Source organism: Cupriavidus sp. GW822-FHT02D05 (assembly GCF_058802485.1).
The window spans coordinates 115499-127167 of sequence record NZ_JBXAOE010000003.1 but is presented as its reverse complement, the minus strand read 5'-3'; the positions used below and the strand labels follow the sequence as shown (position 1 = coordinate 127167).

The 11669-nt window shown below is 65.6% G+C and carries 11 protein-coding genes; 3 read left to right on the top strand and 8 right to left on the bottom strand.

Annotated features, from left to right (window positions below; genetic code table 11):
- Nucleotides 1-675 carry a histidinol-phosphatase gene (locus AC1RQK_RS05380; RefSeq protein WP_492372978.1) on the bottom strand — a complete coding sequence of 225 codons (675 nt, stop codon included), beginning with the start codon at nt 673-675 and terminating at the stop codon, nt 1-3.
- Between the two features lie 115 nt (nt 676-790).
- A complete protein-coding gene (hda, locus tag AC1RQK_RS05375) occupies nt 791-1498 on the bottom strand; it encodes a DnaA regulatory inactivator Hda (protein WP_043349383.1) in 708 nt (235 codons plus the stop codon).
- 278 nt (nt 1499-1776) lie between these two features.
- Here hda and purM point away from each other — a divergent pair, with 278 nt between their 5' ends.
- Nucleotides 1777-2829: a phosphoribosylformylglycinamidine cyclo-ligase gene (purM, locus tag AC1RQK_RS05370; protein ID WP_183035224.1), complete on the top strand. Its 1053-nt coding sequence runs from the start codon at nt 1777-1779 to the stop codon at nt 2827-2829.
- Between the two features lie 125 nt (nt 2830-2954).
- Here purM and AC1RQK_RS05365 read toward each other — a convergent pair whose 3' ends face one another.
- The 3 genes from AC1RQK_RS05365 to mutL all read right to left on the bottom strand — a co-directional run bounded on the left by AC1RQK_RS05365 (nt 2955) and on the right by mutL (nt 6599).
- A complete protein-coding gene (locus tag AC1RQK_RS05365; protein WP_416049631.1) occupies nt 2955-3458 on the bottom strand; it encodes a GNAT family N-acetyltransferase in 504 nt (167 codons plus the stop codon).
- Between the two features lie 95 nt (nt 3459-3553).
- Complete coding sequence (gene miaA / locus AC1RQK_RS05360; protein WP_492807952.1) at nt 3554-4540, bottom strand: tRNA (adenosine(37)-N6)-dimethylallyltransferase MiaA; 987 nt, start codon at nt 4538-4540, stop codon at nt 3554-3556.
- A gap of 28 nt (nt 4541-4568) precedes the next feature.
- Nucleotides 4569-6599 carry a DNA mismatch repair endonuclease MutL gene (mutL, locus tag AC1RQK_RS05355; protein WP_492807950.1) on the bottom strand — a complete coding sequence of 677 codons (2031 nt, stop codon included), beginning with the start codon at nt 6597-6599 and terminating at the stop codon, nt 4569-4571.
- A 141-nt stretch (nt 6600-6740) separates the two neighbouring features.
- Between mutL and AC1RQK_RS05350 the strand changes: the two genes are divergently transcribed.
- Nucleotides 6741-7382: a VTT domain-containing protein gene (locus AC1RQK_RS05350; protein WP_492808108.1), complete on the top strand. Its 642-nt coding sequence runs from the start codon at nt 6741-6743 to the stop codon at nt 7380-7382.
- A gap of 49 nt (nt 7383-7431) precedes the next feature.
- Here the strand turns inward: AC1RQK_RS05350 and AC1RQK_RS05345 are convergent, their stop codons facing one another.
- Together AC1RQK_RS05345 and murJ are read right to left on the bottom strand one after the other, a co-directional pair.
- Nucleotides 7432-8280 carry a SirB1 family protein gene (locus AC1RQK_RS05345; protein WP_150985991.1) on the bottom strand — a complete coding sequence of 283 codons (849 nt, stop codon included), beginning with the start codon at nt 8278-8280 and terminating at the stop codon, nt 7432-7434.
- A gap of 236 nt (nt 8281-8516) precedes the next feature.
- Entirely contained in the window at nt 8517-10070 is a 1554-nt protein-coding gene (murJ, locus tag AC1RQK_RS05340; protein ID WP_043349366.1) for a murein biosynthesis integral membrane protein MurJ, read from the bottom strand.
- A gap of 380 nt (nt 10071-10450) precedes the next feature.
- Between murJ and rpsT the strand changes: the two genes are divergently transcribed.
- Nucleotides 10451-10717, top strand: a complete 267-nt coding sequence (rpsT, locus tag AC1RQK_RS05335) for a 30S ribosomal protein S20 (RefSeq protein WP_006157537.1) — start codon at nt 10451-10453, stop codon at nt 10715-10717.
- 256 nt (nt 10718-10973) lie between these two features.
- On the opposite strand, the gene AC1RQK_RS05330 is transcribed toward rpsT, so the two are convergent.
- A complete protein-coding gene (locus tag AC1RQK_RS05330; RefSeq protein ID WP_043349364.1) occupies nt 10974-11273 on the bottom strand; it encodes a DUF3579 domain-containing protein in 300 nt (99 codons plus the stop codon).
- Nucleotides 11274-11669: the final 396 nt, after the last annotated feature.

Sequence of the window (11669 nt, the reverse complement as noted above, 5' to 3'; positions counted from 1 at the left end):
TCAGAACAGGTCCATGATGCGCCAGCCTGACGCGGCGGCGTGGTGACGCAGGCGATCGTCCGGGTTGGCGGCGATCGGCTCGCTGACCTTCTCCAGCAGCGGCAGGTCGTTGGCCGAGTCGCTGTAGAAGGTGGTGTTTTCGAAGGCATCCCAATGGGTGCCCATGCTCTTTAGCCAGGCTTCCACCCGGGTTATCTTGCCCTCGCGGAAGCTGGGGATGCCATCCACTTCGCCGGTGAAGGCGCCGTCGGGCTTGCCGTTGGCGGTGGCCGGCTCGGTGGCGATCAGGTGCTTGATACCGAAAGCCGCCGTGATCGGGGCGGTGACGAAACTATTGGTAGCGGTGACCACGGCGCACAGGTCGCCGGCGTCGAGGTGCTTGTAGACCAGTGCGCGCGCCTGCGGCGTGATGACCGGATCGATCACTTCACGCATGAACTGGCTGCGCAACGCTTCCAGGCGGTCGCGCGGATTGGCCGCCAGCGGCGCCAGCGCGAAACGCAGGAAAGCCTGGATATCCAGGGTGCCAGCCTTGTAATGGCCGAAGAACTCGTCGTTCCTGCGGCGGTAGAATTCCTCGTCGACAACGCCCAGGCGCACCAGGAAGCGGCCCCATTCGTGGTCGCTGTCGGTCGGGAGCAAGGTGTGGTCGAGGTCGAACAATGCCAGATTCATGGGCGGCGATTTTACATTAACGTGACTGTGAGAGCTTTCTTAACGTCTCTGGATGCCAACAAAGGCAAGCACGGTGCATGCCATGGGTCACGCGCGCTGGCGCGCAGGCCCTGGCTCACTCGCGCAACTCGGCAAACATTTCCCGCAACAGGGGCAGCGTGACGGCGCGCTTGCGCTCCAGCGAATAGGTGTCCAGCGCGTCCAGCAGTGCCATCAGGCTGGGCATGTCGCGGTATTTGCGCGTGACCAGCCAGTGCGGGATTTCCGGCGAAAGCTGCAGCCCGCGCTCGCGCGCGGCCTGCACCAGCGCCGCCATCTTGTCCTCGTCCGACAGCGGTGCCAGCTGATAGACCAGGCCCCAGCCCAGCCGCGTGCGCAGGTCCTCGCGCACCGGCATGGCCAGCGGCGCCTGGCTGCCGGCCACCACGATGGCGGTGCGCACGTGAGCCCGGACCTCGTTGTACAGCGAGAACACGGCGATCTGGCGCGCTTCGTCGAGCAGTTCCACATCGTCCACGGTGTAGAGCTGGCAACTCGGGTCGAAGATGAAGTCCGACAAGGCGTGATGCGGGCTCAGGTAGCGGCAACGGATGCCGGCCTGGTAGCCACTGTCGCAGACCGCATGCAGCAGGTGGGTGCGGCCCGAGCCCACTTCGCCCCACAGGTAGATCAGGCGGTCGGCGGCCCGCTCCTGCGCTACTGCCGTGGCCAGGTCGCGCAGGCGCTGCACCGGCTCGCGGTTGACCGCAACGAAAAAATTCTCGAAGGTCGAGGGCGGCGGACTGCCAAGTTCAAGCGATAGCTGCTTGGGACGCTGAAACATGACTTATCGGTTACTTGTTGTGCGAATCATCTGTCAGGTAAACGCGTCGCGGCTGGCAGGCGCTGACCGCCTGTAGGGCGCGGGCAGAACGGCCGGTGGCTGCCGGAATCATCTTCATCGGGAATGGCTGCGGACAATACTTCATGACACGGAACACCGGAAACTGGAAGCCGGAAGCCCGTATCCGTTAAAATTGCAATTCTACTGGACTCGCGGCCGCAAATCGCCGTCGTGAGCGCCGCATTCCTCACTTCATACTCCAGGAAAAGCAGGTTCCCATGAGCGCATCCCCCACTTCCGGCCAGGCAGGCCTCTCCTACCGCGATGCCGGCGTCGATATCGACGCGGGCGACGCGCTCGTCGACCGCATCAAGCCGTTCGCCAAGCGCACCATGCGCGAAGGCGTGATGGCCGGCATCGGGGGCTTCGGCGCACTGTTCGAGTTGTCCAAGAAATACAAGGAACCGGTGCTCGTTTCCGGCACCGACGGCGTGGGCACCAAGCTCAAGCTGGCCTTCCAGCTGAACCGCCACGACACCGTGGGTCAGGACCTGGTCGCCATGAGCGTCAACGACATCCTGGTGCAGGGTGCTGAGCCGCTGTTCTTCCTCGACTACTTCGCCTGCGGCAAGCTCGACGTGGAAACCGCGGCGACCGTGATCAAGGGCATCGCCCATGGCTGCGAGCTGTCCGGCTGCGCGCTGATCGGTGGCGAAACCGCCGAAATGCCCAGCATGTACCCCGATGGCGAGTACGACCTGGCCGGCTTCGCGGTCGGCGCCGTGGAGAAGAGCCGCATCATCGACGGTACCACCATCGTGCCGGGCGACGTGGTGCTGGGCCTGGCTTCGTCGGGCGCGCACTCCAACGGCTACTCGCTGGTGCGCAAGATCATCGAAGTGGCCAAGCCGGACCTGAACGCAGACTTCCACGGCCAGCGCCTGCAGGACGCCATCATGGCGCCCACCCGCATCTACGTGAAGCCGCTGCTGTCGCTGATCGAGACCCTGCCGGTCAAGGGCATGGCCCACATCACCGGCGGCGGCCTGACCGAGAACGTGCCGCGCGTACTGGCGCAGAACGTGACCGCCGTGCTGCAGCGCGACGCCTGGACCCTGCCGCCGCTGTTCCAGTGGCTGCAAGCCCAGGGCAACGTTGCCGACGACGAAATGCACCGCGTGTTCAACTGCGGCATCGGCATGGTGGTGATCGTCGCCAAGGAAGACGCCGACCGCGCCATTCGCCATCTGCAAGCCGCTGGCGAAGCCGTCTGGCAGATCGGCGAGATCCGCGAGCGTGAAGAAGGCCAGGCGCAGACCATCGTGGTCTGAGCGGTCCCGCTCCAATAAAAAAACGGCGCATGCTCAGGCATGCGCCGTTTTTTTATGCCCGCCGGGCGCTGAACGAAGCCTGTGGGACAGGCCAAGACCGTTTGCAATGGCGACGGTCTGCGGAGTTACTCCGTCGCGCCCAGCTTCGCCAGCGCGTCCCCGGTCACCCGGCAAATTCGCCAGTCCGGCATCACGTCCGCACCCATTGCCCGGTAGAAATCAATGGAAGGCGTGTTCCAGTCCAGCACGCTCCATTCGAAGCGGCCGCAGCCGCGCTCCACCGCCAGCGCCGCAAGATGCTTGAGCAGGACCTTGCCCAGCCCATGGCCGCGCCAGGCGGGGTCGACATAGAGATCTTCCAGATACAGCCCGGGCTTGGCCAGGAAGGTCGAGAAATTGTGGAAGAACAAGGCGAACCCGACGGCCTGCGGACCCTGAGCGCCGGGGACCTCCACCAGCACAGCCTCGGCATGCGGGCGCGGGCCAAACAGTGCCTCGCGCAGTTTTTCCGGCGTGGCTTCGACCAGGTGGGTGAGTTTCTCGTATTCGGCCAGTCCCGTGATCAGCGCGAGCAAGGTTTCGCAATCGTCGGAAGTGGCGGGGCGCAGTACGAAATCGGTGGCAGGCATGGCGGGATTTGACGTCATCGGCAAGATATAAACGACGATTATCGCTTATCCGTCACACTCGTTCCCCATTCCCCATTCCCCATTCCCCATTGACGCTACGCTTGCCCGATCCGCGCCAGCCGCGCCACTTGTGCGACGTAGTCCGGCGCCAGGCAGTCCACAACCTCCCGCTCGGGCGTGCTGCGCAGCCAGGTCAGCTGGCGCTTGCAGAGCTGCCGGGTGGCGGCCAGGCCGCGCTCGCGCATGGTGTCGAAATCGGTCTCGCCGTCGAGGTATTCCCACACCTGCCGGTAGCCGACGCAGCGGATCGCGGGCAGCGCAGGCTGCAGGTCGCCGCGCGCGCGCAACCGTTGCACTTCCTCGATAAAGCCGCCGGCCAGCATGGCGTCATAGCGGGTGGCGATGCGCGCGTGCAGCACGGCGCGGTCCGACGGCTCCAGCGCGATCACGCGGTAGCGTCGGTCGGCCGCGCCGGCAAAGGCGCGCTCGTCGGCCTGCCGCGCCAGCAGCGCCGACATGGGCTGGCCGGACAGGCGGTGGATCTCCAGTGCGCGCTGGATGCGCTGGGCATCGTTGGGCGCGAGGCGCGCCGCGGTGACCGGGTCCACCTCGGCCAGCATGGCGTGCAGCGCCGGCCAGCCGCGCTCGGCGGCCAGCGCGTCCAGCTCGGCACGCAGGGCCGGATCGGCTTGTGGGAGGTCGTTCAGGCCCTGCGTTAGCGCCTTGTAGTACAGCATGGTGCCGCCGACGATCAGCGGTTCGCGGCCGCGCGCGCGGATCGCCACGATCAGCCGCTCGGCGTCGGTGACGAACTGGGCGGCCGAGTAGCTATCGGCCGGATCGATGATGTCGATCAGGTGGTGCGGCACCGTGGCCAGTTCGGCGGGCGAGGGCTTGGCGGTGCCGATGTCCATCTCGCGGTAGACCAGGGCCGAGTCCAGGCTGATGATCTCGATCGGCGTCTGCGCGGCCAGCGCCAGTGCCGCGGCGGTCTTGCCGGAGGCGGTGGGGCCGAGCAGGCAGACCACCGGCGCGTGGCCTGATGCGGGCGCGGCGGTGCCGCTGGGTGAGGCGGTTGTCATCGAGTCATCGAGTCGTCGGGCACGCGGCTTACTGCCCGCGCAGGAACAGGCGATCGAGTTCCGCCACGGTCAGCTGCACCCAGGTGGGCCGGCCGTGGTTGCACTGGTCGGCGCGCTCGGTCTGCTCCATCTGGCGCAGCAGCGCGTTCATTTCTTCCAGCGTGAGCTTGCGGTTGGCGCGCACCGCGCTGTGGCAAGCCAGCGTGGCCAGCAGTTCGTTCTGGCGCTCGACCAGCACGCGCGAGCCGCCGAAGGCTTGCAGGTCGCGCAGCACGTCGCGCGCCAGGGCTTCGGTGTCGGCCTGCTTGAGCAGAGCGGGAATCGCGCGGATTGCCAGCGTGGTGGGCGAGACCTGCGCGATGTCGAAGCCGAGCAAGGTGAGGGTTTCCTGATGCTCCTCGGCCGTGCCGATTTCCACGGGGCTGGCTGTGAGCGTGACCGGGATCAGCAGCGACTGCACCGCGAGCTCGCGCGCTTCGAGCGCGGTCTTGATCTGCTCGTAGAGGATGCGCTCGTGGGCGGCGTGCATATCCACCAGCACCAGGCCGCGCGCGTTCTGCGCCAGCACATAGATGCCGTGCAGCTGCGCGATGGCATAGCCCAGCGGGCTGGCCTCGTCTTCGGGAAGTTCCTGGCGGGCCAACTGGTCCAGCAGGCCGGGCGGGTCGTTCTCGCGCGCGGCTTGCGCATCGGCCAGCCAGGCCGGGGGTGTGGCGCCCGGGCCGGCCGGCGCGACATAGGTGGCCTGGCCGCGGGAAAACCCGCCGCCCGGCTGGATTGCGTCGCGCACCATGCCGAGGTAGGCCTGCCGGGGCTGGGCCACGCCGAGCTCGGTCTGCCGTGCGGCGGCCGTGTAGTCGACCCATGGGCGCGGGCTGGCGCCGCCGCCCATGCCGCCGCTTCTGCCCGATCCGGCGAAGCCACCGGAGCCGCTGGAGCCGCTGCCAAAGCTTCGCGCGCCCGGGAATCCGCCGGCGCCACCAATCGGCTCGGCCGCCGCCGGATCGGCTGCGTCGACCGACGTATGCAGGCTGTCACCCTGCTCGCCGGCCTGCCGCGCCAGGCAACGCTGCACGGCGTGGTAGACAAACTGGTGCACCGAGCGCGATTCGCGGAAACGCACTTCGATCTTGGACGGGTGCACGTTCACGTCCACCATCTCGGGCGGCAGGTCCATGCACAGCACGTAGGAGGGGAAGCGGTCGCCGTGCAGCACGTCCTGGTAAGCACTGCGCACCGCGTGGGTAAGCAGCTTGTCACGCACGTAGCGGCCGTTGACGAAGAAGAACTGCTGGTCCGGGCGCCCGCGCGAGGCGGTGGGCAGCCCGGCAAAGCCATACAGGTGCAAGCTGCCGGCCTCTTCGTCCAGTGGCAACCGGGCATTGGCGAAGTCGGCGCCCAGCACCTGGGCGGTGCGCGTGGCGACGTCGCCGGCGTTCCAGTGCTCCATCGGCTTGCCATTGTGATGGACCGAGATGGCCACGTCCGGGCGCGCTAGCGCCGCGCGCCGCACCATCTCCAGGCAGTGGCCAAACTCGGTTTGTTCGGATTTCAGGAACTTTCTGCGCGCTGGCGTGTTGAAGTAAAGGTGCTGCACGTCGACGGTGGTGCCCACGCCGCCGGATGCGGGCTGTACCACACCGGTGTCGGCGATCACCTGCATCGCGTGGGTATCGCTGGCGGTGCGGCTGGTCAGGGTCAGCTCGGACACCGAGGCGATCGAGGCCAGTGCTTCGCCGCGAAAACCGAGCGTCAGTACCGCTTCAAGCTCGTCCAGCGAGGCGATCTTGCTGGTGGCGTGGCGCTTGAGCGCGACCGGCAGCTCATCGGCGGGAATACCGCAGCCGTTGTCGGCAATCACGATGCGGCGCACGCCACCTTCCTCCAGGCGGAGGTTGAGCTGGGTGGCGCCGGCGTCCAGCGCGTTCTCCAGCAGTTCCTTGACCACGGAGGCGGGGCGCTCCACCACCTCGCCGGCCGCGATCTGGCTGATCAGCTGGTCGGGCAGGGGGCGGATGGGACGGAGCGGCTGGGCTGGGTGCGGGGCTTGGGCAGGCATGGGCGGAATTATACGTGGGTGCGCCGCCTGGCCCATGGGCGCGCGATGGATGAAAAGTGGCTGGGCAAGGTGACTTCGGCGCCTGTCCGGTCTTGTATGATGTCGGCAAATTATCGAACGGGGATCGAATTGGATATCGCATTGCAGTTCATCGACATGCTGCTGCACGTCGACAAATACCTAGGCACCGTCATCCAGAACTACGGTGCGTGGGTCTACGCCATCCTCTTTGCCATCGTGTTCGCGGAGACCGGGCTTGTGGTGCTGCCTTTTCTCCCGGGCGATTCCCTGTTGTTTATCGCCGGCGCCTTCTGCGCCACGCACGCCATGAACGAATGGGCGCTGGTCGGCCTGCTGCTGGTGGCGGCGATCGGCGGCAATACGGTCAACTACTTTGTCGGCAGCTGGGTCGGGCCGAAAGTGTTCGACGGCCATTGGCGCTTCCTGGACCAGCAGGCGCTGCGCAAGACGCACGATTTCTACGAGCGCCACGGCGGCAAGATGCTGGTGATGGCCCGTTTCCTGCCGATCGTGCGTACCTTCGCGCCGTTCGTGGCCGGCGTGTCGCAGATGACGTTCGCCAAGTTCCAGCTGTTCAACGTGATCGGCGCGGCGGCCTGGGTGCTGGGCCTGGTGTTTGCCGGCTACTTCTTCGGCAACCTGCCGTTCATCAAGCAGTACCTGAACCTGATCGTGCTGGCGGGCATCGGCGCGGCTGTGGTACCGCTGGTGCTGGGTGGCCTGTGGAAGCTCGTGCGGGGCGGCAAGCGCCGTCCTTCCTGAGCCAGCGGGGCAGGCCCCGGCCTGCCCCCGCCTGAGTCTCAGGTGACTTTCAGCTTACGCTGCGGCTCATCATGCGCAGCGCCGGCATGCGGTCGCGGATCTGCGTGGTGTCGGCCGCATCCGGGCGCGCCATCACATAGGCTTCCAGGTCGGCCAGCGCCGGGCGGAAGCACTCCAGGTTGGCATACGCAAGCCCGCGGTCGCGGACCTCCTCGATCGAGCCGGGCAGCAGGATCACCAGGCGGTTCTGCACCGCCAGCAAGCGCTGCCAGCGCGACTCCTGCAGATAAATCGACTTGAGATTGCGCAGCATGCGCGCCACGATCTCGCGGTGGCTGGCCACTTGCAGGAACAGGCCCAGCGGCACCTCGTTGGGATCCGCGATGCCCTCGCGCTCCAGGTGCGGGTCGAGCATCTCCTGCAACTGTTCCTTTGACAAGGTCTCGCCGGTGAGCGGGTCCACCACCACCTCACCGGCCGGGATCGACATCCGCACCAGGAAATGGTTAGGGAAGGACACGCCCTTGAGCGGCAGCCCAATGTGCTGGCCCAGTTCCATATAGAGTACCGCCAGCGAAATCGGGATGCCGCGCCGCTGCTTGAGCACGACGTTCAGGTACGAGTTGTCGGGGTCGTAGTAATCGTTCGCGTTGGCGCCGAAGCCCAGGTCGCGGTAGAAGAAATGATTGAGCAGACGCATGCGCTGGATGGCCGGCGTACCTTCGGCGACGCGGCGTTTCAGGCGTACCGCGAGCATGTCGAGCGCTGCGAGCTCGGCCTGCAGGTCCAGGTCCGGATAGGCATCCTGGGCGATCGAGAGCACGGTCTCTGTCAGCGGGATACCGTTCTCGTCTGCCACGAGACTGGCAAAGTATTCCAGGACTTTCGTGGTTGTCATTGCGGCGTTCCTGAATGCGGCCTGGCGGCTGTTCCAGATGAATGCTGGCGGCGTGGCGTGCGTTCCCGAACGGTAGGGTGTTGGTACCGTCCGCGGTCGCGCGCCTTGGCAGAACCGCTTCGTCTCATTCTGACACAACCTCAGTAGCCTTGACCCTGCACCGCGCGCTGCCGCGACCCCTGGCCCGGTGCCGTCTGGCACTGGCGACAAGGGCAGGTTTGGCAGGCGGGGGCTTGTTAGCCGGCTCTCCGCTTGAAAGCGGAGTATCTCAGCCCCATGAGCCACAGTGTACCGAAGTAGACGACTGCCGCAAGTACCAGGCACGAGGCCAGCAGGGCGATACGCAACAATGGCGTGGCACCCAGGGCGACCCAGTCGAAGTTGCGGGCGAACCACAACAGCATGCCCGCCAGCAGCGTTACGGCGGTCAGCAACTGGGCCAGGAACAACCACCAGCCCTTGGCCGGCGAGTAGAAGCCGCGCTTGCGCAGGCCCAGGAACAGCAGCAGCGCGTTGACGGTGGCGCCGAAGCTGATCGACAACGCCAGGCCCGCATGGCCAAAGCGCGGCACGAACACGTAGTTGGACAACTGCGTGATCACCAGCACCAGCAGGGCGATCTTGACCGGTGTGCGGATGTCCTGGCGGGCATAGAAGCCCGGCGCCAGGATCTTGATCAGGATCAGTCCCAGCAGGCCGATGCCGTAGGAGACCAGCGCCTGGCGGGTCATTTCCACCGCATGGGCGTCGAACTTGCCATAGTTGAACAGCACCGCCGTGAGCGGCGCGCCGAACACGAACAGCCCCACCGCGCATGGCACGGCCAGCAGGAAGGTCAGGCGCAGGCCCCAATCCAGCAGGCCGGAGTATTCGGCCCGGTTTTCCTCGGCGCTGGCTTTCGACAGGCTCGGCAGCAAGATGGTGCCCAGCGCCACGCCCAGCAGCGCGGTTGGGAATTCCATCAGGCGGTCGGCATAGGTCAGGTAAGACACACTGCCGGCGGCCAGGCGCGAGGCAATATTGGTATTGATGATCAGGCTGATCTGGGCCACCGAGACCGCCAGCAGCGCCGGCGCCATTTGCCGCATGACGCGGCGCACGCCGGGCTCTGCCCAGGCCGCGCGCAGGTTCAAGCGCAGGCGCGGCATCACGCCCAGGCGCCGGAGCGCCGGAATCTGCACCGCCAGCTGCAGGATGCCGCCCACCAGCACGCCCCAGGCCTGCGCGTAGATCGGCTGCGCCATATGGGGGCCGACAAACAGCGCGGCGATGATCAGGCAGATATTGAGCAGTACCGGGGTGAAGGCCGGCATGGCAAAGCGGCGCCAGGTGTTCAGGATGCCGGAGGCCAGCGCCACCAGTGAGATCAAGCCGATGTAGGGAAACATCACGCGTGTCATGAAGACCGCGGCGTCATAGGTTTCACCGCCATGCTGGCGAAAGCCCGTGGCGACGACCATCATGACCACCGGCGCGCCAATCACGCCAAGCAGCGAGACGCCCATCAGGACCCAGGTCATGACCGTGGCAACGGCATCGATCAGCGCGCGGGTATCGGTTTCGCCACGCTTGCTGTGGTATTCACCCAGGATCGGCACGAAGGCTTGCGAGAACGCGCCCTCGCCGAAGATCCGGCGCAGCAGGTTGGGGATGCGGAACGCCACGTTGAAGGCGTCGGTCATGTCCGAGGCGCCGAAGGCACGCGCGATCAGGATCTCGCGGATGAGGCCTGTGATGCGCGACAGCATCGTCAGGCTGCTGATGGTGGCGAGCGCTTTGAGCAGGTTCAAGATGGTTCGGCGGCAAGGGGTGGCGGCGGCAGCGTGGGTCGGACCGCCGGTGCGAACCGGGTTCAGACGCCGGGCGCGCGCCAAAGTTGCATCGAGGCCACGCGAGGGCGGGGCCGGTGTGGCGCGTATTATACGGTTTGGCCCCGCAGGCGCCCGGATATGCACGTATATCGGCCTTTGCTTCGCCCTGCTCGAGATGAGGTGCGGCTCGGCTTGCCAGCCGCTTTTTCTTGTGTGTATAATTGCCGATTCACAAGGCTAGTTGCGTTCCGGATTCGTGTGCCAGTGCATCCCGGGTCGCTTGATGTGCACTTAATTGTGTCCGCGGTTTGCTCCGTCCTCCCGTCGGGCACGCATCTGAATTCAGGAAATCTACTTAAATGGCAAATTCCGCACAAGCTCGCAAGCGCGCGCGCCAGGCCGTCGCCCAGAACGCCCACAACTCCAGCCTGCGTTCGCGTCTGCGTACCGCAGTGAAGGCTGTTCGCAAGGCGATCGAAGCCGGCGACAAGGCTGCTGCTGCCGAGATCTTCAAGAACTCGCAATCGATCATCGACGCTATTGCCGACAAGAAGATCGTGCACAAGAACAAGGCTGCGCGCCACAAGTCGCGCCTGTCGTCAGCTATCAAGTCGATGGCTGCCTGATATAGGCAATGGTGCCGGGCGCAAGCCAGGCACCTTCCGGCTGTTCGCCGGCCATTGCGTTGACCGCGCCGTTTCGGCGGCGTGTCACGGTCCTGGTCAGGTTGTCAGTCGGCAGGGTGGGTCTCCTACGGGGTATCCAGCCGATAAAAAAGCTCGTCATTTGACGAGCTTTTTTTGCTTTGTACTTTGGGCTGGCGCCGGTCCTGAGGGTGCGTGCGGCTAGCTGCGGCCATGCCGCAGCTTCTTCGGTGTGGACTCACTCCAGCGAGCAGGCCTCGACCAGCTGCAGGTTGTTGTCGCGCGCGAAGTTGAGCACGAAGTCGAGCGCCTTGGGCTCAATGTCGCGCAGCCGCGCATCGACCACCACGCTCTTCAGCCCGCCGGCTATCACTGGCCGCACGTAAGGTGAGTAAGTGATGCGGGGGTCGCCGGTGTCGCCCTCGGGGCGGAATTGCGCCATCACGCCACACAGTCGTTCAGCCCAGTCGCTTGGGCGGAAGGTCTTGCCTTCCTTGGTGATGCCTTGGATGAAGTATTCGCGAACTGTGGGATTCATGGGACTGCGGGGATAAGACGGGTGACTCGACGGTAAACCCGCCAGACTGACCAAACGGAAGCCCGTTTGACGCGGCCAGGAAACGATTAGTTCGTTTCATTCCGGCCGTGGCGGCGGGGGCGTCGGTGTCGGCGGGGGCACTTTTGATGCCGGCAGCGGGCGGTGGCATGGGTATGCCGGGCCCCGCGTGAATCAGCCAGTATTATATCTTATATAAGACTCGCGCATAAGCCTCCGTACCGAGCGAGGTGCCGTGCGTGCTCGCCAAAGCCACAATAATCCCTTATGATTCTTACAGTTAAATTGCGTAAGCGACGCGAAAGGCGGCTCCGCGGCATGGCCAGGTCATGAACCCTTCATGGCGGCGTGCCACCACCGAGCCGCCTTCTTTGTTTT